This window comes from Pseudomonas sessilinigenes (genome assembly GCF_003850565.1).
GTDB lineage: Bacteria > Pseudomonadota > Gammaproteobacteria > Pseudomonadales > Pseudomonadaceae > Aquipseudomonas > Aquipseudomonas sessilinigenes.
This window is the reverse complement of record NZ_CP027706.1, coordinates 3759331-3785190: the sequence shown is the minus strand read 5'-3', so window position 1 is coordinate 3785190 and position 25860 is coordinate 3759331. Positions and strand designations below refer to the sequence as shown.

Sequence of the window (25860 nt, the reverse complement as noted above, 5' to 3'; positions counted from 1 at the left end):
GTTCTGGAAGCCGCAACAGCTCTGGTTGGGGCCTGGCAGGTTCGGCACGATAGCAAATTGTTCGAACACCTACACAGCGACGCACAAATGACGCACAAAATTGCGAACCAGACGGGTCGTCGCGGAGTCTACCGACCGATATACTCGCAGGGCCCGGCGCGCAGAGCCGCTCCCGGCAAGGGTTGTTGTGCGAAAACGCCGTTGTATTCATGACCGCCGGGAACCTCCCGACGCAAGCAAGACAAGGCCGGAACACCATTGCATGCCCCACCCACAGTGCCCGGCGCGCAATGCTTCCCCTGTGCATGAACAGCCGGTTTCGCAGAGTTTCCCTTTAGCACGCCTTAGAAAGAACGTGACGAACGTAGTATGTTCGGGCTGAATCGTTTTTCCTGAAGACGGCTATTCACCTGAAGTACCCATGAAGCGTCACGGGTCAGAGGCCCCTCGGCATGATAGAGCTCGAACAAGAAGATCCAATCCCGCAAGGCGACCTGGCCCTGCAAATCACCGCCCTGCCGCGCGAAACCAACGGCTTTGGCGATATTTTCGGCGGTTGGCTGGTGGCCCAGATGGACCTGGCGGGCACCGCCATGGCCAGCCGCGTCGCCGGTGGCCGGGTGGCTACCGTGGCCATCGATCGCATGGCGTTCCTGGTGCCGGTGGCCGTCGGCGCGCAACTGTCGTTCTATACCCAGACCCTGGAGATCGGCCGCAGCTCGATCCAGATGATGGTCGAAGTGTGGAGCGACGATCCGCTGTCCAGCGAATGGCGCAAGGTCACCGAGGCGGTGTTCGTGTTCGTCGCCATCGACGGTAGCGGTCGCACCCGTTCGGTCCCGCCCAGGGCACGTTAAACCCGCGCGGCTGCCATGCGGTCCATGGCAGCCCAGCCTTTCGCACGAGAACCACGATGCCTACGCCCCACGTTGAAACGGTGAAACTGGACGAACTGAACTGCTGGCGGATCCGCCACGGCGATGCCGAACTACTGGTGGCCCAGCAGGGCGCGCACATTCTCAGCTACCAGCTGGCCGGACAACCGCCGCTGATCTGGCTGAACGAAGAAGCCCGGTTCAAGGCTGGCAAGAGTATCCGCGCCGGCGTCCCCGTATGCTGGCCGTGGTTCGGCAACTTCGCGCGCAATCCACAGAGCGTCCAGGCCATGCGCCAGGGCAGCGACGCGGCGCCGGCCCACGGTCTGGTCCGCGCCACCGACTGGGAACTGCAAGGCATCGAGAGCGAAGGCGAGAGCCTGCTGGTGCGCTTGCGCCTGCCCTGCCCCGAAGGCGGCTTTCCTGGCTGGCCGCACCAGGTGGAGCCCAGCCTGCTGATCCGCCTCGACCAGCAATTGCACATCAGCCTGACCAGCCATAACCAGGGCAGCCAGAGCGTCAGCATCAGCCAGGCGCTACACAGCTACTTCGCGGTCAGTGATGTACGCCAGGTCCATGTCGAAGGCGTGGACGGCCTGGACTACATCGAGACCCTGGAGGACTGGGCGACCAAGCGCCAGGACGGCGACCTGCATTTCACCGGGGAAACCGACCGCATCTACCTGGATGCGCCGGCGCAACTGGATATCGTCGATCCGCACTGGCAACGTCGCATCCGCCTGGCCAGCCAGGGCTCGCGCACCGCGGTGATCTGGAACCCGTGGATCGACCGCGCCGCGCAGTTCAGCGACATGGCCGACGATGGCTGGCAACGCATGCTGTGCATCGAGACCGCCAACGTGATGGACGACATCGTGACCCTGGCTCCCGGCGCCAGCCACACCTTGAGCGTCAGCATCGACAGCATCGCGCTCTGACTGCAGGCCATGGGGAAGGAGTCGTTCCTTCCCCGCAGCCAACCCTCTTGCCGGCTACAAATCCGACTCCTGCACCACCCGCACCTTCGCCGCATCCAGGGCATAGGCCGCATCCGCCAGGTCATTGCTGACCTTCTCGATCTTCAAGGCACCTGTCACCCATAGCGGCGTGTAGATGTCGTCGAGCTTCACGCCCTTGGGAAAGCGCACCAGCACCAGCTGGTTGGGCGGCGGTGGCGGCACATGGATGCAGGCCCCTGGGTAAGGCACCAGGAAGAACAGCGTGCTGCGTCCCTTGGCATCAGCCTCCAAAGGCACCGGATAACCACCAATGCGGATCTGCTTGCCGTTCATGGCCGCCACGGTCTTGGTGGAATACATCACTGCCGGCAAGCCCTTGCTCTGCTTCAAGCCACCCTTCTGGGTAAAGGTGCCGTTGGCTTCGGGCGAGTTGTGGTCGATTTCCGGCATCTGCTCCAGGGCTTTCTGATCGGACTTGGGCATCAGCTCCAGCCAATCGGTTTCCGGCAGCTCGCCGGCCTGGGCCAGGCCGCAGCCCAGCAGAACGAGGGTCAATAAGAGACGACGCATGAGGGTGGTGCTCGGTCAAAAAGAAAGGACGGACAAACGCGGGCATTCTAGTGCCCAAACCATCGGCTGCGTTGAAGTTTCAGATGAAGAAAATCGCACCCCTCCGCCCGAGCGGCGAAGGGGGCTTGTGCACCGGCTCAGCTCTTCTTGATGAAGCCGTAGATCACCAGCAGGATGATCGCGCCCACCACTGCACCGATGAAGCCTGCGCCCTGGCCAGCCTGGTAGATGCCCAGTGCCTGGCCACCGTAGGTAGCCGCCAGCGAGCCGCCGATACCCAGCAGGATGGTCATGATCCAACCCATGCTGTCGTCTCCCGGCTTGAGGAAACGCGCGAGCAGACCAACGATCAAGCCGATGAAAATGGTTCCGATAATGCCCATGGCTGTTCCTCTGTAGGAGTGGGTAAACCAAAGCCTAGTCAGCGCCTTGGCATCCTGCTATCAGAGAACGGCGGGAAACGAAGGTTCCCGCCAGCCGGTGCATTTGTTATTCGGCGACCAGCGCCTGGACCTTGAGGATCTGCGCCTGCAGGGTCGCCTGGTCGGCACAGCGCAGGTTGGCATGGCCGACCTTGCGCCCGACCTTGAAAGCCTTGCCGTAGTGATGCAGATGGCAGTCGTCGATGCTGATGACCTTGTCCACCGGCGGTACTTCACCGATGAAGTTGATCATGGCGCTCTCGCCCACCTTGGCAGTGGAACCCAGCGGCAGGCCGGCCACCGCCCGCAGGTGGTTTTCGAACTGGCTGCACTGGCTGCCTTCGGTCGTCCAGTGCCCGGAGTTGTGTACCCGCGGGGCGATTTCGTTGGCCTTCAGGCCCCCGTCCACCTCGAAGAACTCGAACGCCATCACGCCCACGTAGTCCAGTTGCTTGAGCACGCGGCTGGAGTAATCCTCGGCCAGCGCCTGCAACGGGTGATCGCTGCTGGCCACCGACAGGCGCAGGATGCCGCTGTCGTGGGTGTTGTGCACCAACGGGTAGAACCGGGTCTCGCCATCGCGGGCACGCACGGCGATCAGCGACACTTCGCCAGTGAACGGCACGAAGCCTTCCAGCAGGCACGGCACGCTGCCCAGCTCGGCGAAGGTACCCTCGACATCGGCGGCGCTGCGCAGGACCTTCTGGCCCTTGCCGTCGTAGCCCAGGGTCCGGGTCTTGAGCACGGCCGGCAGGCCGATGCGCGCCACCGCGGCGTCCAGGTCGGCCTGGGACTGGATGTCGGCGAACTCGGGGGTGGGAATCCCCAGGTCCTTGAACATGCTCTTCTCGAACCAGCGGTCACGAGCGATGCGCAGTGCCTCGGCGCTCGGGTAGACCGGCACGAATTGCGACAGGAAGGCCACGGTCTCGGCCGGCACGCTCTCGAATTCGAAGGTCACCAGGTCCACCTCGTCGGCCAACTGGCGCAGGTGATCCTGGTCGCCGTAATCGGCCCGCAGGTGTTCGCCCAGGGCGGCTGCGCAGGCATCCGGCGCCGGGTCGAGGAAAGCGAAGTTCATTCCCAGCGGGGTTCCCGCCAGGGCCAACATGCGGCCCAGCTGGCCGCCACCGATTACACCGATCTTCATCGTCAACGACCTCAGGCGACGCGCGGGTCTGGATTGTCCAGGACGCTGTCTGTCTGTTCAGCACGGAATTTTTTCAGCACCGCATGGAACTGCGGGTGCTTGGCGCCCAGGATGCTCGCCGAGAGCAGGGCGGCGTTGATCGCACCAGCCTTGCCGATGGCCAGGGTCGCTACCGGGATGCCGGCGGGCATCTGCACGATCGACAGCAGCGAATCCACGCCCGAGAGCATCGAGGACTGCACCGGCACGCCCAGCACCGGCAGGTGGGTCTTGGCCGCACACATGCCTGGCAGGTGGGCCGCGCCACCGGCACCGGCGATGATCACCTCGATGCCACGCGATTCGGCCTCGTCGGCGTACTGGAACAGCAGGTCCGGGGTGCGGTGTGCGGAAACCACCTTCACCTCGTAGGGGATGCCGAGTTTATCCAGCATATCGGCGGTGTGGCTAAGGGTGGACCAATCGGACTTGGAGCCCATGATCACGCCAACCAGTGCACTCATCGTCGTGCCTCTTTCTCTCTGGGCGCCCGCAGGCGCGTCAAAAAACAACAAGCCACGCAAAATGGCGTGGCTTGTTGTACGAATTCTGGCCAGGTAAACCGGCCGGAGGCCGCGCAGTATACCCAAAAAAATGTCCGCGACACACGTTCACCGACCACCTGCGACACACTGGCCTTCTTTGCCCAAAGGCCCGGTTTTATTGACTTTGAAGTCAGCCGCCCCACATTGGAAATCCCTGCGGCCCTGCCGGTTTCCTGTAGCCGCGGCCACAGGCGACGCACGGGCGCACAACGGCCGCAGAAAAGGTCCAGTCGGCCACGCACCCGAAGGCCCGGCGGGCCTTGTCGCAGCCTCACCGGCGGCTACAGGGTCATGGGTTGCTCGCACCCTGCGCCGCGGCGCCCTCGAGCTTGCGCCACAGCAGGCGCACGTTGGCCTTGCGCACCAGGGCACAGCGGTACAGGCGGATCTCCAGCGGCACATGCCATTGCGCGCCACCGCACACCACCAGCTCGCCCCGGGCCAGCTCGGCGCGCACGCTCAATTGCGGCACCCAGGCAATACCCAGGCCTTCCAGGGCCATGCTCTTGAGGCTATCGGCCATGGCGGTCTCATAGACGGTCGTGAAACGCAGGTTGCGCTGGCGCAGCAGCAGATTGACCGATCGCCCGAGGAAGGCCCCGGCGCTGTAGGCCAGCAACGGCACGCTGGCTTCGCCTTCCAGGTCGAACAGCGGCTTGCCTTGGGCATCGGCGGCGCAGACCGGAAGCATCTCGGTGTGCCCCAGGTGCAGCGAGGGGAAGATTTCCGAGTCCATCTGCAAGGCCGCGTCCGGGTCATAGAAAGCCAGCATCAGGTCACAACCGCCCTCACGCAGGGCGTGTACCGCATCGCCGACGTTGGTCGCCACCAACCGGGTGGCAATGTTCAGGCCCTCGTTGCGCAGTTGTGCGATCCAGCGTGGAAAGAACCCCAGGGCCAGGGAGTGGGCCGCCGCCACCTGCATCACCTCGCCCTGCCCCCCTTCCAGATGGTGCAGATGGCGCACCACTTCGCCGAGCTGCTCGACCACAGTGCGCGCCGTCACCAGGAACAGCTGCCCGGCCGCCGTCAGCTCCACCGGCGTGCGCGAACGGTTGACCAAGGTCAGGCCCAGGGCGGCCTCCAGGCTGCGGATGCGTCGGCTGAACGCTGGCTGGGTCACGAAGCGACGCTCGGCGGCCTGCGAGAAGCTACGGGTGGCGGCCAGGGCACTGAAGTCCTCGAGCCATTTGCTTTCCAGATTCATCACGTCCTCCCGGACACGCACCATTTTAGGTCACACGCTCGCCGGCAAAGCGGCGTCACATGGGCATTATGCCGAATATGCATAGGCCAGTGTTTAACAGCATTGGCTCTAAATTACCCTTAGCCCTAGGATTCGCAGCGTTCCCGGCACAGACCGGGTCCCTACCGAGATGATTTCCGTCATGTCCTCCGCTGCATCTTTCCGTACAGAAAAAGATCTGCTTGGCGTACTCGAAGTACCGGCTCAAGCGTATTACGGCATCCAGACCCTGCGAGCGGTAAACAACTTCCGCCTCTCGGGCGTTCCGATTTCGCATTACCCAAAACTGGTCGTGGCCCTGGCGATGGTCAAGCAGGCAGCTGCTGACGCCAACCGCGAACTGGGTCACCTGAGCGAAGCCAAGCATGCGGCCATCAGCGAGGCCTGTGCCCGCCTGATCCGCGGCGACTTCCACGAAGAGTTCGTGGTGGACATGATTCAAGGCGGCGCTGGCACTTCGACCAACATGAATGCCAACGAAGTCATCGCCAACATCGCGCTGGAGGCCATGGGCCACAGCAAGGGCGAATATCAGTACCTGCACCCGAACAACGACGTGAACATGGCGCAGTCGACCAACGACGCCTACCCGACCGCGATCCGCCTGGGTCTGCTGCTGGGTCACGACGCACTGCTGGCCAGCCTCGATAGCCTGATCCAGTCGTTCGCCGCCAAGGGTGAAGAGTTCAGCCACGTCCTGAAGATGGGCCGTACCCAGCTGCAAGACGCCGTGCCGATGACCCTCGGCCAGGAGTTCCACGCCTTCGCCACCACCCTGGGTGAAGACCTGGCCCGCCTGAAGACCCTGGCGCCGGAAGTACTGACCGAAGTCAACCTGGGCGGCACCGCCATCGGTACCGGCATCAACGCCGACCCGCGCTACCAGAACCTGGCCGTGCAACGCCTGGCCACCATCAGCGGCCAGCCGCTGGTCCCGGCGGCCGACCTGATCGAAGCCACCTCCGACATGGGTGCCTTCGTGCTGTTCTCCGGCATGCTCAAGCGCACCGCGGTCAAGCTGTCGAAGATCTGCAACGACCTGCGCCTGCTGTCCAGCGGCCCGCGTACCGGCATCAACGAGATCAACCTGCCAGCGCGTCAGCCCGGCAGCTCGATCATGCCCGGCAAGGTCAACCCGGTTATCCCGGAAGCGGTCAACCAGGTGGCGTTCCAGATCATCGGCAACGACCTGGCCCTGACCATCGCGGCCGAAGGCGGCCAGCTGCAACTGAACGTGATGGAGCCGCTGATCGCCTTCAAGATCTTCGACTCGATCCGCCTGCTGCAACGCGCCATGGACATGCTGCGCGAGCACTGCATCACCGGCATCACCGCCAACGAAACCCGTTGCCGCGAGCTGGTTGAGCACTCCATTGGCCTGGTCACCGCGCTGAACCCATACATCGGCTACGAGAACGCCACCCGTATCGCTCGCATCGCCCTGGAAAGCGGCCGCGGCGTGCTGGAACTGGTTCGCGAAGAAGGCCTGCTGGACGACGCCATGCTCGACGACATCCTGCGTCCGGAAAACATGATTGCCCCGCGCCTGGTTCCGCTGAAAGCGTAACCGCCGCGACACCGAAACATGCAACACCGCTCACCAGGTTGAGGGACTAGACACCTCTCACCTTTTGAGGGCCTGGAGACGAGTCTCCAGGCCCTTTTTTTTGCCTGGGATTTTTCCCTGCCACTGCAATTGCCGCCCCCACCTCACCCCAACCCTGTAGCCGCTGCCGAGCCCGCGAGGCTGCGAACGGCACCGCAGGGGCCGTCGATACCGGCACATCCGCTATGTGCCTGGTGCAGTGCTTTCGCCCTGAAATCGCTGCACCCGCCTCGTCGGAGTGCCGCCCAGCTCGTTCACAGCCGGCGGCAGCGGCTACAGGTTTTGTTCGGGGCAGTGGATAATCAGCCTCCCGCCACAGCCGGCAATGACTACCAAGGCACTCCGTCGATGGACCCGACATCCACCCAGGCCCTGCAACAGCTACGCGCCCTGCTCCCCATCGGCCTGCGTCACGCCCAAGCCCTGCTCGCCCGCTGCGCAGGCAACCCTCAACAAGCCGCCGAGCTCTACAAGTCCGAGCTGTTGCAGGTGCTGGTAGACAAATCCGGCCTGCCCTCCGAGCAAGCCAGGGAACAGCTGCTCAACGCCGGTTACGACCTCAACCGCGCCCTGCACGCTATAGAAGAAGCGCGCTTCACCCTGACCCAGCGCATCCTGCGCAAGCATCATCGGGACCCGGGCCAGGCCCTGGACCTGATTGCCCAGGCCATCGAAACCGCCGAGCAACTGCCACGCCAGTACTGGCTGGATTTCGCGCGACTGGAGCAACTGGCCCCGGCCCCACGCTGCTTCATGATCCTGCACGAATGGCTGGCCTATGAGGACTGGGAAGGTTTCGACAGCGCCCTGCACTTTCACCTGCCCCAGGCCATCGCTCAGTTCAGGCTCCTGCAACTCGACACCCTGGCGGACACCCTGGAACAGGCCGATCAGCGCCAGCAGCAGGTGCGGGCCGCCCATGCCGAGCACGAATGCCCCATCGAGCTGGCCATGCGGATCAACCAGGACCCGCTCTTCAACCGCCGCCAGGACCACTTCAACCAGCAGAGGCCACTACTGGATGAACGCCTGTACCAGTGGGTGGAGCGACATATAGAACAGTTTCCAACCTGAGCGGCGAGCCGGCGTTCCCGTGCAAACCGCCGCTACCGGCCCCCAGAAATCGGTAAACTGCCGCCCTCACCGAACACGGACCTCGGATTCAGCCGCCATGGAATTGCAGTACCGCCTCACCCCGGCCCACACCGAAGCCCGGCTTGCCGAAACACTGCCGCAGGCGCTGCTTGAGCATGACCAATTGCAGACGCGGATCTCCAGCGTCACCTCACGTTGGCAAGGGCGCCTGCTCGGCCCGCTGATCCTGCTGCTGAGCCTGATCGCCGCGCCCCTGGCGCTGTATTTCCCGGAACGGCGCTTTACTCCGGAAAAAATCATCGCCCTGGTGCTCTGCGCGCTGATTTTCATCCCGCTCTGGTGGCGCTTTTCCGGGCGCTGGGTTCAGCGCCTACAAGCCCGAACTCGTAACCGCACGCCGCTACGCAGCCTGAATCACCGCCTGATCGAAGCCCGCCTGCGGGCGCCGTTAAAGGCTATCGAGGGCGTTTACCACCTGACCTTCGACGACCAGGGCTTCTCCCTGAGCAAACCTCCCAGAGCCAAGAGCAGCCTGACCTGGGGGCAGATCGTGCTCCTGCGCGAAGCGGCCAATTTCTACGACGTGGCCGATGCCCAGATGCAGCGCAAAGGCCAGGCCTGCCGCATCGCCAAACACAGTGAACTGATGGACGCCGAGGAATATCAGCAAGGGCTGCAAGCTTTTCTGAGCCATTGCCCGGTGGCGCCAAGCGCCAACTGATCACCTTCCCCGACGCCCCACCAACGGAATTTGCATGCACACATCAGCGTCCTCCCCCCGCCCTGCCCGGGCGCTGGCCATCCTCGGCACTGGCCATGCCCTGCCGCAGCAGGTGGTCACCAGCGCTGAACTGGACCGCCAGCTCGGCCTGGAAGCCGGTAGCGTGGCACGCATCAGCGGAGTGCAGCAGCGCCATGTCGCCGCCCCTGCGGACACCGCCGCCAGCCTCGGCGCCAGCGCCGCGCACCGGGCCCTGGACGCAGCAGGCCTGGCGCTGGACCAGCTGGACCTGATCGTCTGCGCCAGCGGCACCCTGGACCAAGGCATGCCCTGCAACGCCGCGCTGCTGCAACGGGAGCTGGGCCTGGGGCAGTCGGGTATCCCGGCCATGGACATCAACGCCAGCTGCCTGGGCTTTATCGCCGCTCTGGACACCCTGTCCTGGCCGATCCAGGCCGGGCACTACCGACGTGTCCTGCTGGTGTGCGCCGATATCGCCTCCTGCGGCCTGGACTGGCAGCAGGTGGAAGTCAGCGGCATCTTCGGCGACGGTGCGGCGGCAGTGGTGCTGGGGGTGGGCGACGGTGGCCAGAAGATCCTCGCCTCGCGCCTCAAGACCTACGCCGAAGGCGCCGCGCTGTGTCAGATCCCCGCTGGCGGTTCACGCTTTCACCCGCGGCGCATCGACGTGCCGTTCGAGCCCCTGACCAGCTTCGCCATGCAGGGCAAGGGCGTGTTCCGCCTGGCGGCCAAGCACCTGCCCGACCTGATGGACGACCTGCTCCAGCAAGCCGCGCTGCCCCTGGCGCAGGTCGACTGGATCATCCCCCACCAGGCCAGCCAGCAGGCCATGGCGCATGCGACCAGACGCCTGAGCCTGGGGCCGGAGAAAGTCATCGATATCTTTGCCCGGCACGGCAATCAGGTGGCGGCGTCGCTGCCCACCGCGCTGGACATCGCGGTGCGCGACGGACGTATTCAACGCGGGCAGACCCTGATGCTGATCGGCACCGGCGCGGGCCTGTCCCTGGGCGGCCTGATTCTGGAGTTCTGATGAAAATCCTGGTCACTGGTGGAACCGGTTTTATCGGTCGGCATCTGGTGTGGAAGCTGGCCGCCGAGGGCTGCGAAGTGCAGTTCAGCGGACGCAACCCCGAGGCGGCGGCCCAAGTCACTGTCCACAGCCCGGCGCCTGTACGCTGGCTACCCCTGGAACACGGCAGCCGACAGGCCAAGCGCCTGCTGGCCGACGCCACCCGAGGGCATGACGCCATCGTCCATTGCGCGGCGCTGTCCTCGCCCTGGGGTTCGCCCCAGGCTTTCGCCCGAGCCAACCTCGACTCCACCGCCGAGGTGATCCACGCCTGCCGGGACAACCGCATCCCACGGCTGGTGCATATCTCCACTCCCAGCCTGTACTTCAACTTCAGCGACCGCCTGGGCATCCGCGAAGACCAGCCACTGCCACCACCGGTGAATGACTACGCCCGCAGCAAGGCCCAGGCCGAAACCCTGCTGGGTGAAGCCGGCCTGCCCGAATGCGTGATCCTGCGGCCACGGGCGGTGTTCGGCCCCTGGGATGCGACCCTGATGCCCCGCCTGTTGCGCGTGATGCAACGCGGAGCGATTCCATTGATGCGCGGCGGCCTGGCACAGCTGGACCTGACCTGCGTCGACAATCTGGTGCACGCGGTGTGGCTGGCCCTGACCCGCCCCCTGCCGCGCCCGCTGTGCGTGTACAACCTGAGCAACGCCACACCGCTGGCGTTCAAGGACCTGCTGCAACAGATGGCCGAGCACTTCCAGTTGCCGCTGCGTACCCGCCGCCTGCCCTGGCCCCTGGTGCACGGCGTGGCACACCTGCTGGAGCTCAAGGCGCGCCTGGGCAACGGCGCCGAACCCTTGATCACCCGCTACGGCGCAGGCGTCCTGGCCTTCAGCCAGACCCTGGACATCAGCGCCATCCAGCACGAGCTGGGCTATCGCCCGGTCATCACCCAGGAGCAAGGCATCGCCCAGCACGCAAAATGGTGGCTGGCACAGCAGGAGCAACGACCATGAGCCGCTGCGTCAGCTTGAAGATCCTGCGGGCCGGCTGGTGCCAGCACCTGGAATGCATGGCCGACCGTGGCGGGCGCCTGGCGCCGGTGCAGTTTCCGGCCTTGTGCGGGCTGATCCAGCACCCGGACCACGGCTGGATCCTCTACGACACCGGCTACGCCGAGCACTTCTTCCAGGCCACCCGCGCCCTGCCCGAGCGCCTGTACCGCAGCGCGGTGCCGGTGCAGTTGCCGGTGGCGGAACAGCTGGGGGCCCAGCTGCATGAACGGGGCATCGGCCCAGCGGATATCCGCTACGTGATCATTTCCCACTTCCACGCCGACCATATCGCCGGCCTGCGGGATTTTGCCAATGCCCGTTTCATCGCCCTGGAAGCCGATTACCGACATATCGACAGCCTGCGCGACCAGCGTTGGCGGGCCACCCTTGGCGGCCATTTGCCGGGTTTGCTGCCGGACGATTTCAGCGCCCGCCTGAACCTGGCCGAAGCCAGCCCCAGCTGCGCGCTGCCGGGCTGGATGGCGCCCTTCGAGCAGGGCCTGGACCTGTTCGGCGATGGCAGCCTGATCGGCGTGCCGCTGCCGGGGCACAGCGAAGGCCAGTTGGGCCTGTTCATCCCCAATGCCCAGGGCCGGCCAGTGTTCCTGGTGGCCGATGCCTGCTGGTCGGTGCCGGCCTGCCGCGCCGAGCGCCTGCCGGCCGCCCCGGCGCTGTGGTTTGCCAGCGCCGACCGCAGGCAATACGTGCGCACCTACAGCGGCCTGGGCCAGTTGATTCGCCGCGAACCGGCGGTGGCGGTGCTGCCGTCCCATTGCACCCAGGCCTGGGAGGCCTTCGCCAATGAACAGTGAGCACCTGCTGGGCACGCTGCGCACCATCGGTTCCTTCGTGTTCAGCCGCTACGCCCTGCGCTTTCGTCGCCGCGAGCGGCTGGAAGCCTGGCAGGCAAGGCGCCTGAGGTACTTCATTGCCCGGGTCATACCCCGTAGCGAACGCTTCAAGGCGCTGGCAAACGACGGCCTGCACCGCCTGCCGATCATGGACAAGGCCAGCCTGATGAATGATTTCGCCGGCTTCAACACCCGCGCCCTGAGCCTGGAGCAGGTACTGCCGGTAGCCCTGCAAGCGGAGCAGTCGCGGGACTTCAGCCCGACCCTGGGCGACATCACCGTGGGCCTGTCCAGCGGTACATCGGGGGCCCAGGGGGTGTTCCTGGTCAGCAGCGTGGAACGCCAGCGCTGGGCCGGCATCCTGCTGGCGCGCACCCTGCCCCGGGCCCTCTTGCCCCGGCTGGTGTGCCCCTGGCTGGCACCGCTGCGGATCGCCTTTTTCCTGCGGGCCAACAGCCGCCTGTACACCACCCTGGCCAGCCGTCGCATCGACTTCGCCTTTCACGACCTGACCCTGGGCCTGGCCGCTTCCCTGGAACGCTTGAATCAACAGAACCCGGACGTGCTGGTGGCCCCGGCCACGGTGCTGCGTGGGCTGGCCCAGGCGGCCCTGGCCGGGCAACTGACGATCCGCCCACGGCACATCCTGTCGGTGGCCGAGGTGCTGGAAAGCACCGACGCCGAAGTGGTGCAGCAAGCCTTCGGGATCAAGCCCCAGCAGATCTATCAGGCCAGCGAAGGCTTTCTTGGCTACACCTGCGAAGCCGGCACCCTGCATCTGAACGAAAGCCACCTGCACATCGAGCCGCAGTGGCTGGACCCGCAACGCACGCGCTTCCAGCCGATCATCACCGACTTTTCAAGGCGCACGCAGTTGATCGTGCGGTATCGCCTCAACGACATCCTGCGGGTAGCCAGCGCGCCCTGCTCCTGTGGCCGCGCGGAGCGGGCCATCGCCGCCGTGGAAGGTCGCGCTGACGAGATCCTCTGGCTGCCGCGGCTCGACGGCCAGCAGCTGGCGCCGCTCTATCCCGATGTCTTGCGCCGGGCCCTGCTGATGCTGGGGGCAGAGCTTGAGGAATACGAAATCCACCAGCGCGGACTGCTCTGGCAGGCCAACCTACGCACCTCGGGCGACTACCACGGGCTGTGCCAGCGCTTGACCGAGGCCCTGGCCGAGCTCTGCGCACAGCAAGGACTGCAGGCGCCGAGCCTGAGCTTCGGCCACTGGCAGGCACCGCCGCCCCAGACAAAAAGACGCCGCCTGCTGATGCTGCAACTTCCCGAGGGACTGTCATGCGTGTATTGATTCTCGGTGCCCGGGCGCCGGCCTGCCTGGAGTGGGCCCGGGCCTTTGGCCAAGCCGGCTGGACGGTGACCGTGGCCGATTCCCTGGCCCAGCCACTGAGCCGTTTCAGCCGCGCCGCCGAGCACTTCGTGCGCCTGCCCGAACCACGCCACGACCCCGAAGCCTGGATCGAAGCCCTGGCCATGATCATCCGGCAACAGGCCATCGACCTGCTGCTGCCCACCTGCGAAGAGGTGTTCTACCTGGCCCACGGCCTGGAACGCCTGCGACCTCTGTGCCGGGTGTTCACCAGCGGGTTCGACCTGTTGCACCGCCTGCACCACAAGGGCGATTTCGCCGCCATGACCGAGGGCTGGGCCGTGGCCGCGCCACCGACCCGGGTGCTGCATGACCCAGCTGCGCTGCAAGCGCTGGTCGCCGAACACGACACCCTGGTGTTCAAGCCAGCCTATTCGCGCTTCGCCTCCCAGACCCTGATCCGCCCGAGCCCCGCGCAACTGGCCAAGGTCCGGCCCAGCGCCGAGGCCCCCTGGGTGGCCCAGCGCTTTGTCCCCGGCCAGGAATACTGCAGCTTCAGCGTGCTGGTGGATGGCCAGCTGCGGGCCCACAGCAGCTACCAGCCACGCTACCGGGTCGGGCGTGGCTCGGGGATCTACTTCCACAGCTGCGCCCCGGCACCGATTCGTGCCTTTCTGGAACAGTTCGGCCAGGCCACCGGCTACACCGGGCAGGTGGGTTTTGACTTCATCGAGGACCAGCAGGGTCGCTTCCATGTCCTGGAATGCAACCCCAGGGCCACCAGCGGCGTGCACCTGTTCGACGACCAGCGGGGGCAACTGGTGGCGGCGCTGACCCACCCAACCGACGCAACGCTGGAGGCGACCCTGGAACCGCGGATGATCGCCCTGGCCATGCTGCTACTGGCCGCGCCGCAACGGGCCTTGAGCCACACCTTCTGGCAGGACTACCGACAAGCCCGGGATGTGATCGTGCAGGACGGCGACCGTGGCCCGCTGACCGCCCAGGTGCTGAGCCTGGCGGAAATCATCGGCCGCGCCCTGACCCGCCGTTGCGGGCTGCTGGCCGCCTCCACCGCCGATATCGAGTGGAACGGCCAACCCCTGGGGGCGCCGCGCCCATGAAGCTGCTGCTGCCCGAGCAACTGGCCCTTGAGCCACCCAGCGCAGGCGACAGCCACGCCCGGCACTATGTGCGCACCTGCGCCGGTGGCGCGCTGATCGGCAATGTCAGCACGGCCCTGGCCCTGCTGGACACCGGCCGCCATCAGTTCCCGGTGAGCATCAACCACGGCCACGACCCTGTGGATAACTGCTACGTGGTGTCGCCGCAAACCGCCTACAGCGGCTACGCCCGGGAAGAACTGCAGCGCCTGCGCCGACCCTGGCTGGCCTGGCCCTTGAAGCTGCTGACCCAGGGCGTGGACCGGTTGCTGAGCGCGGCCAGGGTCGACCGTTTGGTGCAGGTCAACAACTGGTTGCTGTCCACCAATCTCTACCCGGCCGACTGGGATGGCACGGATTTGCCAGCGATCACCGAACTGCTGCGCCGGGAGTTTCCCGACCACGGCTTCGGCTTTCGCTCGCTCAACGACTTCAGCAACCACGCACTGCGCAAGCGCCTGCAAGCCCTGGGCTACCTGGCCATTCCCAGCCGCCAGGTGTACCTGTTCGATGGTCGCGAGGGCGAAAACTCAACCTTCCTGCGCCACCACAACACCCGCCTGGACGCCACCCTGCTGCGCCGCAGCCCTTATACGGTGGTGCCCGGCAGCGAGCTGAACGAGGCCGACTTCCAGCGCATCGAGCAGCTGTACAACCTGCTCTACCTGGACAAATACAGCCGTCTCAACCCCCACTACAGCGCGCAATGGCTGCAACGCGGGCAGGCCGAAGGCTGGCTGCAGGTGCGCGCCCTGCGCAACGCCGAGGGGAGCATCGACGGCGCCCTGGGCTGGTTCGCCAACAGCGCGCTGATCAGCACGCCCATCGTCGGCTACGACACCGCCCTGCCCCAGCGCGCCGGCCTGTACCGGCAACTGACCAGGCTGTGCCTGCAAGAAGCGGCGGACCGCCGCCAGGTGCTCAACTTCAGCTCCGGCGCGGCAGCCTTCAAGCGCCTGCGCGGTGGTGAGCCACAGATCGAATACAGCCTGGTCCACGTGGCCCACCTGCCCAGGTCGCGACGCCTGGTGTGGCAACTGATGGGCCTGCTACTGCAACGGATCGGCGTGCCCCTGATGAGGAAACTCAAACTGTGAACAGTCACCCGGGCTGGTGGCCCGTCGCCCTGAGCCGACAGCTGCAACGCCAACCCCTGGCCTGCACCCTGCACGGCGTACCCCTGGTGGTGTTCCGCGACGCCCAAGGCGCCCCCGCCGTGCTGCCGGACCGTTGCCCCCACCGCTTTGCGCCGCTGAGCGCCGGGCGGGTGCGCGACGGACAGATCCAGTGCCCCTACCACGGCTGGCGTTTCGACCCCCAGGGCCGGTGCAGCCACCTGCCCGGCCAGGCGCAGCAGCGTTGCAGCCAGCCATTGCTGCACCCCCTGCACAGTTGCGAAGCCCAGGGACTGGTGTGGGTCAGCCTCGCCAACGAACGTCCGGACACCCCTCCAGTGGCCGCCGCCGAGCAGCCCCAGGCCCTGGACGTGTTCTGGATCAGCGACCGAGTGCAGTGCAGCTTGCAGGACGCCGCGGAGAACTTCCTCGACGGCTTCCACACCCACTTCGTGCATGCCGGCTGGATTCGCCACGACCGCCAGCGCCAGCGAATTCGCGCCTGGGTGCATCAGTTGGAGGATGGGGTTGAGGCGCAGTACAGCGAAGAAGGCACTCAATCCGGCCTGATATCCCGGCTGTTCGAAGGCGAACGCGGCCTGAGCATGGGGCGATTCCGCCTGCCGGGGCTGGCGGAAATCGAATACCGCGACCGCCAGGGCCGGCTCAACCTGCTGGTCAGCGCCTGGCTGAGCCCGGCCGCCGAGGGCGAGCTGCGCGTGTTCGCACGGATTGCCACGGCCCGAGGCCGCCTGCCGGGATGGCTCAAGCGCGGTGTGCTGCAACCCTTGTTCAAGGTGATCCTCAAGCAGGACCGGCAGATCCTGGAAAAAGTCAGCGCCAACCAGCTGCGCTTTGCCGGCGTACCACTGCGCTGGCACCGGCAAACGCCCCTGGACGGCTCCCAGGACCTGCTCGGGCCATGGATTCGGCAATTGCTGGAACAGGGTGAACTGAGCGACTTCCAGGAGCGGCACCACGAGTTCCTGCTGTAACCGGCCACACCCGCAACGCAGCAGCGCGACGAACGGACTGCACCGACACGGCGGTCGACCTCGGGCACCCCTGCAAGGCCCTGCCCACAAGGGTCGCAGCGTCCCCAATGAAGAACCGATTCAGCTTGCGCCGGGCCCACCGTTCCTCGGTTCCATGCGCTACATGCAGACGGCAAGCCCTCGCACCGGTATAGTGCGCCCCCTCTTCGCGTGGACAGCCGTCGGTAACGAGGCTCCAACCCACGGGAAACCCGAACTAATAACAACCCGCGAATAGAGAACCGGGACGAACGCTCGCCCCACCGCTTTGCCGTGCGTGCAACCAGCGGTGTAACAAAGTGTTTCTGTCCGCTCTGCTTTTGCCTACACAAAAAACAGCGAGGAATAATCCATGCTCGAAGTCATCAACGACTTCCTCTCAGGGAAAGTGCTGATCGTGCTCATTGTCGGGCTCGGCGGCTACTTCACGATCCGCTCGCGTTTCGTTCAATTGCGCCACTTCCTCCATATGTTCGCGGTGTTCCGCGACAGCCTGAAAAGCAGCGGCGGCCAGCTCAGCTCGTTCCAGGCGCTGATGCTCAGCCTCGCCGGCCGGGTGGGCGCAGGCAACATCGCGGGCGTCGGCATCGCCGTGACCCTGGGTGGTCCGGGCGCCGTGTTCTGGATGTGGGTGACCGCACTGGTGGGCATGTCCAGCAGCTTCTTCGAATGCACCCTGGCCCAGGTCTACAAGCGCGCCGACGGCGACGGCCTGTACCGCGGCGGCCCGGCCTACTACATCCAGCACGGCCTGAAGCTCAAAGGCATGGCAGTGGTGTTCTCCATCCTGCTGCTGGTCACCTACGGCTTCGCCTTCATCGGCCTGCAGTCCTACACCGTGACGCACTCGCTGCAGGACGCCTTTGCCTTCGACCCTAGCCACACCGGCATCGTCCTGGCGCTGCTGCTGGCCATCACCTTCATCGGCGGCATCAAGCGCATCGCCGCGGTGTCCGACCTGCTGGTCCCGATCAAGACCCTGGCCTACATCGCCGTGACCCTGTACGTGATCGGCACCCAGATCGAACAAGTGCCGGCCATGCTGGAGACCATCATCAAGAGCGCCTTCGGTCTTGACCCGGCCTTCGGCGGCCTGCTCGGCAGCGCCATCGTCATGGGCGTGAAGCGTGGTGTGTTCGCCAACGAAGCGGGCCTGGGCAGTGCGCCGAACGTCGCCGCCGTGGCCGCCGTGAAGCACCCGGGCGCCCAGGGCGTGGTCCAGGCCTTCAGCGTGTTCCTCGACACCTTCGTGATCTGCACCTGCACCGCGCTGCTGATCCTGCTGTCGGGCTTCTACACCCCGGGCTTCGAAGGCGACGGCATCGTCCTGACCCAGAACTCGCTGGCTGCCGTGGTCGGTGACTGGGGTCGCCTGTTCGTCAGCGTCGCGCTGTCGCTGTTCGTCTTCACCTGCATCCTCTACAACTACTACCTGGGCGAAAACAGCCTGCAGTTCCTCACCCGCAACCGCACCGTGCTGATGCTGTTCCGCGGCCTGGTGCTGGCGCTGGTGGTATGGGGTTCGATGCAGGACCTGTCGACCGTGTTCGCCTTCGCCGACATCACCATGACCTGCCTGGCCTTCGTCAACCTGGTGGCCCTGGCCATGCTGTTCAAGGTCGGCATGCGTGTGATGCGCGACTACGACGAGCAGCGCCGCGCCGGCGTCGACCAGCCTGTGTTCGACTCGCGCAAATTCGCCGATCTGGACCTGGACCTGAAAGCCTGGCCCGCCGAACCTGCGGCCACCGCCCAGGCCGAGTCGCAAGGCGTACCCACAGCGCAACGCTGATGGGTGAACGACGGGCGCATCCTCTGCACCCGTCGGTTACAGTTCGATAAATGTGCGAGCGGGCTGGCCCGCTCCCACAGGAACTCACCGTTTCGGAGAATCCCATGAACCCTTCGACCTACCCTGCCGCCCAGCGCGTCATGGTGCTCTACACCGGTGGCACCATCGGCATGCAGGCCAGTGCCGACGGGCTGGCCCCGGCATCCGGCTTCGAAGCCCGGATGCGCGACTACCTCGACACCCGTCCCGACCTGCCGGTACCGGCCTGGCGCTTTCGCGAAATGGCGCCGCTGATCGACAGCGCCAACATGACCCCCGAGTACTGGCAGCGCCTGCGCGAAGCGGTGGTCGAGGCCGTCGAGAGCGAAGGCTGCGACAGCGTACTGATCCTGCACGGCACCGACACCCTGGCCTACAGCGCCGCGGCCATGAGCTTCCAGTTGCTGGGCCTGCCGGCACGGGTGCTGTTCACCGGTTCGATGCTGCCGGCCGGCGTGCCCGACAGCGATGCCTGGGAAAACCTCAGCGGTGCCCTGCTGGCCCTCGGCCGGGGCCTGGCACCCGGCGTGCAGCTGTACTTCCATGGCGAGCTGCTGGCACCGACCCGCTGCGCGAAGATCCGCAGCTTCGGCCGGCACCCGTTCGCTGCCCTGCGGCGCAAAGGTGGCGGCACCCAGGTCGAGGCCATCCCGCCAAGCCTGGACTACCGCCAGGCCCGGCAGCCGGCCAAGGTCGGCGTGCTGCCGCTGTTCCCCGGGATCGGCGCCGAAGTGCTCGATGGCGTGCTCGCCAGCGGCATCCAGGCTCTGGTGCTGGAGTGCTTTGGCAGTGGCACCGGCCCCAGCGACAATCCGGCATTCCTGGCCAGCCTGCAGCGCGCTCGCGAGCAAGGCATCGTGGTGGTTGCGATCACCCAATGCCATGAAGGCGGTGTGGAGCTGGACATCTACGAAGCCGGTAGCCGCCTGCGTGGTGTTGGCGTGCTGTCCGGTGGCGGCATGACCCGCGAAGCGGCCTTCGGCAAGCTCAACGCCCTGCTGGGCGCCGGGCTGGCTAGCGACGAAGTGCGACGCCTGGTGGAGCTGGACCTGTGTGGCGAGCTGAGCTGAAGCCCAGGCTCGGGAGCCGGTGGCTACTGCGGTAGCCGCCGGCTCAACGATGAACAGAGGGTGGCGCTCGGGTTACTTCTTGACCGAGTAATCCTGGCCCCAGACCCGCACCGAACTCGAACTCTCGATCGGCCCTTCGAACACGAACTTCTGCCGCACTGCCGCCTTGGCCGGGATGGTGACTTCATCCGGGTTGTCGAGGCTGACAGTCAGGTTGTTGGCATAACCGTCCTGGTCGATCGCCAGCAGGGCACCGGTCTGCTTGAGGTTGATCAGCCGCAGCTGGCTGTCGCTGCTGTTCTTGAAACCCAGGGTGACGTTGAAGCTGTCGCCGACGGCTTCGGTCTTCAATACCTGGACGTCGACGCGGCCCTTCATTTGCTCGCGGGAAGAAATGATCGAGGCGCCATCGACGCCTTGCGCCGATTGGCGACCATCGAGCACACCTTCGCTGACGCCACCCAAGAGGTTCTTGCCTGCCGAAATGGCTGACGAGACGGCTGACTTGGCAGAGTCCTTGAGGGTGCTTTCGCTGCCTGGCTCAGCCTCGGCCAGGCACAGCGAACTCAGGAGCAAGCCGGACACCAGGAGCAGGGAACGCGCAGGAGTGAGGGTCATACATAATCCTTTATCGAGGTTGCTGCACCGCCACCTCCGGCGGTGAATGACAGGCAGGTTGCACCAATCAAAGCGCCAAGTCACTAACCACACCACGCCCGAAATACCCCATGCCGCTGGCTGGAAAACCGCAGGTCCTGTCACGGGCGGCATGCAACTTGCTCCAGTCAAGGGTCTTTCCCAGGTCGGAATCTGCGCATGCTGCACTCGCACCTCACCACCCTCAATGCGGTTTCCCTGATCCTCAACACCTTCAAGGACCAGGGTCAGGACGGCGGCACGTTGTTGGCCGGCAGCGGTATAAACCCCACCGACCTGAGCCGTGCCGACACCCGCATCACCACCAGCCAAGAGATGCTGGTGTGTGCCAATGCCGTGGCCTTGCAACGCGATATCGGCCTGGAACTGGGCCGGCGCATGCACGTATCGTCCTACGGCATGCTCGGCTACGCCCTGCTCACCAGTGCCACCTTAGGTGACGCTTTGCGCCTGGCGCTGCGCTATCCGGCGCTGATGGGAACACTTTTCGAGCTGACCCTGGAAACCGACGGCCCGCGTATCTGGCTGACGGCCGCCGACTATCGCGAAGGCCCGGCCCTGGCCGCGTTCAACACCGAGTTCTGCCTGGTCTCGATGAAGGTCATCTGCGACGACCTGCTGGGGCATCCGCTGCCACTGATCGGCGCGCGCTTCGACTACCCGGCACCGGACTACCAGGCCCGTTATCGCGAACGCTTCGACTGCCCTCTGACGTTCGATGCCGCCAGCAATGCCTTCGCCTTCGACCGGCGCTGGCTCGACCAACCGCTGCCCCTGGCGGATGCCATCACCCACCAGGCCATGGCCGAGCGCTGTCGCAAGCAGAACACCGAGTTCACCGGACGCCAGGCCTGGCTCGGGCGCATCCGCCAGTTACTGGCGGCGCAGATGGACGCCGCTCCCGGCCTGGACGGATTGGCGGAACAGATGAACTGCTCGGCCCGGACCCTGCGTCGGCACCTCAAGGACCTGGGCTGCAGCTACCAAGAACTGCTGGACGAACTGCGCTTCGAGCGAGCCAAGCAACTGCTCTGCGAAGACCAACTGCCGATCTACCGCATCGCCGAAGCCCTGGGCTTCAGCGAGACCGCAAGCTTTCGCCATGCCTTCATCCGCTGGAGCGGCGTGGCGCCGAGCCAGTTCCGGCCCTGACACAAACCCCGGCACAACAGCGCCAATTGCATTACATTGCCGGCCTTTCATACCGGCAAGGGACGGCAACGTTGAATCTATCCACAGGTAGCACCGCCAGGCATATCGGCCTTCGTCGAATCGGCCTGGCGCTGCTGATGCTCGCAGCAGCACCCGCCGTCCAGGCTTTCGACCTGGCGAAATTCAAGTGGTGGGAGATGTCCAGCCACTTCGCCCTCGACGAGCCGGAAACCGCCACCCTGCAGATCAAGCCCTTCGCGCTGCCGGGCCTGGCCAAGCTGCCGGCGCGGATCGTGCTGAGCCAGTATCGCGGGATGTTCTATCTCAATGCCTACCAGGACCTGGATTACCGGCAGCGGGTCTACAAGTCGCCGCCCATAGCGCTGTTCAGCCCGGAAGATCTGCGTAACTGCGTGTCGCCGGACAATGACATCCAGGTCACGGACAACTGGCCGCCCAGCAATACCCTGGACACCGGCATCACCCTGACGCCGCTGGACTTCGACTGCTCGGTGCCGCCGCAGTGGAAACTCAGCCAGCGCTACCTGCTGATCGACCAGCGCGATCCCCAGCGCACGCTGCTGGCCATCAGTCATCGCCAGGACATGACGCAGATGGACTTCACGCCGCTGCAACCCATCAGCGACGAAACCGGACAGCAATGGCTGCAAGCCCTGCAGAAGTTTCCACCGTGGTTCCGGCCTTTCGACAGCGGTGGCGGCCCGATCACCCTCAATGCCTATGTCCCGCCAGCGGACGCGGATGCTGTCTGGAAGCAGTTCCGCCAACTCCACGCGCAACTGCGCAAGGCCAAGGACAAAGGGCCGGGGCTCCGCCAGGTGGAGGACTTCTTCGCGGTTCATGACTACCGCAGCATCGCCACCGACCACAGCGAATACCCCGGCCTGCTCAATGACATCGCCTACTGGGCCAGCGAGGCCGGCCAGCTGAAGGTCGCTCGCGGCTGGCTGGTGGAAGTGCTGCGCCGGGACATGTCGCGCATGCCGACCTACCTCAACCTGGCCGACCTGGACTGGGCCCTGTTCGAACAGCGGCCCCTGGACAACATTCCCCAGGGCCGGGCCATCGAAGGTTATCGGTTGTATTGCGGCATGCGCCTGCAACGCCAGATGAGCATCCCGCCCCGGGTGCTCCAGCGCCTGGGCCTGCAATCTGCCAACCCACAGGCGTGCCAGGGCTTCTGGCCGTTGGTGGCCGCGGCGGACGCCGGTGACGAAGCCGAGGTAAAGCGCCTGCTGGCCAGTGGCGTCAGCGGCGAAGTCATGGCCGAGGACGGCCGCAGCGCCCTGCTGCATGCCCTGGATGCCCCGCACCTGGAGATCGCCCGGCTGTTGCTGGCCAACGGTGCCCATACCAGCGGCCAGTATCGCTGGAGCACCCTGGCCATGCTGGCCATGCAACGTGACCTCAAGGATGGCCCCGACCTCGAGCAGGGCAGGCGCTTGAAGTTCCTGCTGCAGGCCGGGGTCGCCATCGACGAGCAGGACTACCGGGGCCGGACTCCGCTGATGCAACTGGCGGAGCAGGAGCGCAACCTCAAGGGCTTCACCTGGCTGCTGCAACACCCGCAGAACCTTGACCTGCGCACCGCAACAGACCAGGAAACCGCTCTGTACCGGGCCTTCTGGGGCAACAACTATCCGGCCATGAAGCTGTTGATCAACGCGGGGGCCAACCTCAACCTGAGCTATGGCGGGGGCACCTGCTACAACCAACCCATGGGGCAGAGCCTGCTGACTTTACTGGCCGACAAGATCTCCGCCGACGACACGTCGCGCGTCGTCAGCCAGCAAGACACCCTGGAGGTCTTCACCCTGTTGCTGGAAAAAGGCGCCGACCCGAATGTCGGCCAGCGCTGCGAGAAAAAAGGCTACGCCCTGCTGCTGGAGGCCATCGCCCGGAAAAAACGCGAGGACATGCTCCAGGTCCTGCAACGCTTCGTGCCGGCAGCACCGGCAGGCTGAAGCCACTGGCGCCCCGCAATGGGGCGCCATGCCCCTTCCAGGGGCGAATTGCGGTCACGCAATCTGGCCATATCGATCCTCTTTTGGCCGTTCCCGCCGTTCTCCAAAACCCCGCGCCCCGCAAGACTGTGAGCCACCGAATCAGCCTGCGGAGAACAAGAAAATGCTGACGATCTACTCGGACGATCACCACCTGCACCATGGCCGTTGCGAACTGATAGACGGGCAACTGATGCCCTGCTTCGAAATGCCCTCCCGGGCCGACCACGTGCTGGACCGAGTGAAGTACCGCAACCTGGGGCCGGTGGAGGCGCCCAAGGACTTCGGCCTGGAGCCGATCCAGCGCGTCCACAGCCGCGAGTACCTGGAGTTCTTCAAGGGCGCCTGGGAGCGTTGGGCAGCCAAGGGCATCGACGGCGACCTGCTGCCCTACACCTGGCCGGCGCGCACCCTGCGCAGCGTGATCCCCAGCAGCCTGCACGGCCAGCTCGGCTACTACAGCTTCGACGGCGGCGCGCCGATCACCGCCGGCACCTGGCAAGCAGCCTACAGCGCGGCGCAAGTTGCCCTGACCGCCCAGGCGGTGATCCAGCGCGGCGCCCACAGCGCCTTCGCCCTGTGCCGGCCACCGGGACATCACGCCGCCAGCGACCTGATGGGCGGCTACTGCTACCTGAACAACGCCGCCATCGCCGCCCAGGCCTTCCTCGACCAGGGCCAGCGCAAGGTGGCGATCCTCGATGTCGACTACCACCATGGCAACGGCACCCAGTCGATCTTCTACGAGCGCAGCGACGTGCTCTTCACCTCGATCCACGGCCATCCGGAAGCCGAATTCCCGTTCTTCCTGGGGTATGCCGACGAGTGCGGCGAAGGTGTTGGTGAAGGCTACAACTTCAACTACCCGCTGGCCGCCGGCAGCGGCTGGGACGCCTGGAGTGCGGCCCTGGAGCGGGCCTGCGGGGAAATCGAGCGCTACGGCGCCGATATCATCGTGGTCTCCCTGGGGGTCGACACCTTCAAGGAAGACCCGATCTCCCAGTTCAAGCTCGACAGCCCGGACTACCTGGCCATGGGCAAGCGCATCGCCGCCCTCGGCAAACCGACGCTGTTCGTCATGGAAGGCGGTTATGCAGTCGCGGAAATCGGCATCAACGCCGTGAACGTACTCGAAGGCTTCCAGAGCGCCCAGTAAGGAACCCGCAACATGCCAAGACTCCAACGCCTCATCGCTCCCGCCCTATGCGCCTGCCTGCTGGGCACCGCTGCCCACGCCGAGGAACGCACCCTGCGGGTGTACAACTGGTTCGACTACATCACCCCCAAGGCCCTGGAAGATTTCAAGGCGCAGAACAGCCAGGTCAAGCTGGTGTACGACATCTTCGATACCAACGAAGCCCTGGAGGCCAAGCTGCTCACCGGCAACTCCGGGTATGACGTGGTGGTGCCGTCGAATGTGTTCCTGGCCAAGCAGATCGAGGCCGGGGTGTTCCAGCCCCTGGACCGCGCCAAGCTGCCCAACTGGAACCACCTGGACCCCAAGCTGATGCAACTGATCGAAGCCAACGACCCAGGCAACCGCTTCGCCGTGCCCTACATGTACGGCACCATCCTGATCGGCTTCAACCCGGACAAGGTCAAGGCGGCCCTGGGCGAGCAGGCACCGGTGGACAGCTGGGACCTGATATTCAAAGAGGAGAACATCAGCAAGCTCAAGCAGTGCGGCGTAGCGCTGCTGGATTCGCCGTCGGAGATCCTGCCCCTGGCCCTGCAGCACCTGGGCCTGGACCCCAACAGCCAGAAGCCTGCGGACTACGAGAAGGCCGAGGCCCTACTGCTGAAGATTCGCCCGTACATCACCTACTTCCACTCGTCCAAGTACATGGCCGATATCGCCAACGGCGACATCTGCGTGGCGGTGGGCTACTCGGGTAGCTTCTCCCAGGCCGCCAACCGTGCCCGGGAGGCCAAGAACGGCGTGATCGTGGACATGCGCCTGCCCAAGGAAGGCGCGCCGATCTGGTTCGACATGCTGGCGATCCCCAAGGGCGCGAAGAACCCGGAAGACGCCTACACCTTCATCAACTACCTGCTGCAACCCCAGGTGATAGCGCCGGTCAGCGATTTCGTCGGGTATCCGAACCCGAACAAGGACGCCACCGACAAGGTCGACCCAGCGATCCGCAACAACCCCAACCTCTACCCCACCGCGGCAGCCATGAACACGCTCTACACGCTCCGGCCGCTGCCCCGTGATGCCGAGCGGGCGCGGACCCGGGCCTGGACCAAGATCAAGGCCGGGACCTGATCGCTACCCCTGTGGCTTGCTCGCAGCGGATTGCGCAGC

The 25860-nt window shown here is 65.4% G+C and carries 24 protein-coding genes; 18 read left to right on the top strand and 6 right to left on the bottom strand.

The features are described 5' to 3' along the window. Positions 1 to 452 precede the first annotated feature (452 nt). Together C4K39_RS17450 and C4K39_RS17445 are read left to right on the top strand one after the other, a co-directional pair. Positions 453 to 857, top strand: coding sequence for an acyl-CoA thioesterase (locus C4K39_RS17450; protein ID WP_003229628.1), 405 nt, complete (start codon positions 453 to 455; stop codon positions 855 to 857). Between the two features lie 56 nt (positions 858 to 913). After that, on the top strand, positions 914 to 1813 hold the full coding sequence (locus C4K39_RS17445) for a D-hexose-6-phosphate mutarotase (RefSeq protein WP_068577571.1): 900 nt from the start codon (positions 914 to 916) through the stop codon (positions 1811 to 1813). A gap of 54 nt (positions 1814 to 1867) precedes the next feature. Here the strand turns inward: C4K39_RS17445 and C4K39_RS17440 are convergent, their stop codons facing one another. The 5 genes from C4K39_RS17440 to C4K39_RS17420 form a co-directional block, all read right to left on the bottom strand. Further along, a complete protein-coding gene (locus tag C4K39_RS17440) occupies positions 1868 to 2404 on the bottom strand; it encodes a DUF3299 domain-containing protein (protein WP_068577569.1) in 537 nt (178 codons plus the stop codon). A gap of 137 nt (positions 2405 to 2541) precedes the next feature. Then, a complete protein-coding gene (locus tag C4K39_RS17435; protein WP_068577567.1) occupies positions 2542 to 2787 on the bottom strand; it encodes a GlsB/YeaQ/YmgE family stress response membrane protein in 246 nt (81 codons plus the stop codon). Between the two features lie 106 nt (positions 2788 to 2893). Continuing rightward, positions 2894 to 3976, bottom strand: coding sequence for a 5-(carboxyamino)imidazole ribonucleotide synthase (locus C4K39_RS17430; protein WP_068578456.1), 1083 nt, complete (start codon positions 3974 to 3976; stop codon positions 2894 to 2896). 11 nt (positions 3977 to 3987) lie between these two features. After that, positions 3988 to 4479 (bottom strand): 5-(carboxyamino)imidazole ribonucleotide mutase, encoded by a 492-nt coding sequence (gene purE, locus C4K39_RS17425; protein ID WP_124347076.1) that lies wholly within the window; start codon positions 4477 to 4479, stop codon positions 3988 to 3990. A gap of 370 nt (positions 4480 to 4849) precedes the next feature. After that, a complete protein-coding gene (locus C4K39_RS17420; RefSeq protein ID WP_068578455.1) occupies positions 4850 to 5767 on the bottom strand; it encodes a LysR substrate-binding domain-containing protein in 918 nt (305 codons plus the stop codon). A 181-nt stretch (positions 5768 to 5948) separates the two neighbouring features. On the opposite strand from C4K39_RS17420, the gene aspA reads away from it, so the two are divergent. From aspA to C4K39_RS17360, 12 genes are all read left to right on the top strand, one after another. Beyond that, positions 5949 to 7373 carry an aspartate ammonia-lyase gene (gene aspA / locus C4K39_RS17415; RefSeq protein ID WP_068578453.1) on the top strand — a complete coding sequence of 475 codons (1425 nt, stop codon included), beginning with the start codon at positions 5949 to 5951 and terminating at the stop codon, positions 7371 to 7373. A gap of 387 nt (positions 7374 to 7760) precedes the next feature. After that, positions 7761 to 8486 carry a hypothetical protein gene (locus C4K39_RS17410; RefSeq protein ID WP_124347074.1) on the top strand — a complete coding sequence of 242 codons (726 nt, stop codon included), beginning with the start codon at positions 7761 to 7763 and terminating at the stop codon, positions 8484 to 8486. Positions 8487 to 8583: 97 nt separating this feature from the next. Then, positions 8584 to 9228, top strand: coding sequence for a hypothetical protein (locus C4K39_RS17405; protein WP_124347073.1), 645 nt, complete (start codon positions 8584 to 8586; stop codon positions 9226 to 9228). Positions 9229 to 9262: 34 nt separating this feature from the next. Then, positions 9263 to 10282 (top strand): beta-ketoacyl-ACP synthase 3, encoded by a 1020-nt coding sequence (locus tag C4K39_RS17400; protein ID WP_124347072.1) that lies wholly within the window; start codon positions 9263 to 9265, stop codon positions 10280 to 10282. Next, a complete protein-coding gene (locus C4K39_RS17395) occupies positions 10282 to 11289 on the top strand; it encodes an NAD-dependent epimerase/dehydratase family protein (protein ID WP_124347071.1) in 1008 nt (335 codons plus the stop codon). Before C4K39_RS17400 ends, C4K39_RS17395 begins: the two co-directional genes overlap by 1 nt. Beyond that, the gene (locus C4K39_RS17390; protein ID WP_124347070.1) at positions 11286 to 12140 is read left to right on the top strand and encodes an MBL fold metallo-hydrolase; all 855 of its coding nucleotides are present in this window, start codon (positions 11286 to 11288) and stop codon (positions 12138 to 12140) included. The genes C4K39_RS17395 and C4K39_RS17390 overlap by 4 nt, the downstream gene beginning before the upstream one ends. Next, entirely contained in the window at positions 12130 to 13488 is a 1359-nt protein-coding gene (locus C4K39_RS17385) for a F390 synthetase-related protein (protein WP_124347069.1), read from the top strand. The genes C4K39_RS17390 and C4K39_RS17385 overlap by 11 nt, the downstream gene beginning before the upstream one ends. Continuing rightward, positions 13476 to 14630: an ATP-grasp domain-containing protein gene (locus tag C4K39_RS17380; protein WP_124347068.1), complete on the top strand. Its 1155-nt coding sequence runs from the start codon at positions 13476 to 13478 to the stop codon at positions 14628 to 14630. The genes C4K39_RS17385 and C4K39_RS17380 overlap by 13 nt, the downstream gene beginning before the upstream one ends. Next, positions 14627 to 15766, top strand: coding sequence for a hypothetical protein (locus tag C4K39_RS17375; RefSeq protein ID WP_124347067.1), 1140 nt, complete (start codon positions 14627 to 14629; stop codon positions 15764 to 15766). The genes C4K39_RS17380 and C4K39_RS17375 overlap by 4 nt, the downstream gene beginning before the upstream one ends. Further along, positions 15763 to 16779, top strand: a complete 1017-nt coding sequence (locus C4K39_RS17370; RefSeq protein WP_124347066.1) for a Rieske 2Fe-2S domain-containing protein — start codon at positions 15763 to 15765, stop codon at positions 16777 to 16779. The genes C4K39_RS17375 and C4K39_RS17370 overlap by 4 nt, the downstream gene beginning before the upstream one ends. A gap of 391 nt (positions 16780 to 17170) precedes the next feature. Continuing rightward, a complete protein-coding gene (locus tag C4K39_RS17365; protein WP_068578435.1) occupies positions 17171 to 18610 on the top strand; it encodes an alanine/glycine:cation symporter family protein in 1440 nt (479 codons plus the stop codon). Between the two features lie 104 nt (positions 18611 to 18714). Further along, entirely contained in the window at positions 18715 to 19719 is a 1005-nt protein-coding gene (locus C4K39_RS17360) for an asparaginase (protein WP_068578433.1), read from the top strand. Positions 19720 to 19791: 72 nt separating this feature from the next. Here C4K39_RS17360 and C4K39_RS17355 read toward each other — a convergent pair whose 3' ends face one another. Then, the gene (locus tag C4K39_RS17355) at positions 19792 to 20337 is read right to left on the bottom strand and encodes a hypothetical protein (RefSeq protein ID WP_159894127.1); all 546 of its coding nucleotides are present in this window, start codon (positions 20335 to 20337) and stop codon (positions 19792 to 19794) included. Positions 20338 to 20535: 198 nt separating this feature from the next. Between C4K39_RS17355 and C4K39_RS17350 the strand changes: the two genes are divergently transcribed. The 4 genes from C4K39_RS17350 to C4K39_RS17335 all read left to right on the top strand — a co-directional run bounded on the left by C4K39_RS17350 (position 20536) and on the right by C4K39_RS17335 (position 25821). Next, positions 20536 to 21528 carry an AraC family transcriptional regulator gene (locus tag C4K39_RS17350; protein WP_124347064.1) on the top strand — a complete coding sequence of 331 codons (993 nt, stop codon included), beginning with the start codon at positions 20536 to 20538 and terminating at the stop codon, positions 21526 to 21528. Positions 21529 to 21599: 71 nt separating this feature from the next. Then, on the top strand, positions 21600 to 23513 hold the full coding sequence (locus C4K39_RS17345; protein WP_164487303.1) for an ankyrin repeat domain-containing protein: 1914 nt from the start codon (positions 21600 to 21602) through the stop codon (positions 23511 to 23513). A gap of 163 nt (positions 23514 to 23676) precedes the next feature. Then, on the top strand, positions 23677 to 24708 hold the full coding sequence (locus C4K39_RS17340; protein ID WP_124347063.1) for a histone deacetylase family protein: 1032 nt from the start codon (positions 23677 to 23679) through the stop codon (positions 24706 to 24708). A 12-nt stretch (positions 24709 to 24720) separates the two neighbouring features. Beyond that, on the top strand, positions 24721 to 25821 hold the full coding sequence (locus C4K39_RS17335) for a polyamine ABC transporter substrate-binding protein (protein WP_124347062.1): 1101 nt from the start codon (positions 24721 to 24723) through the stop codon (positions 25819 to 25821). The last annotated feature ends 39 nt before the right edge of the window (positions 25822 to 25860 follow it).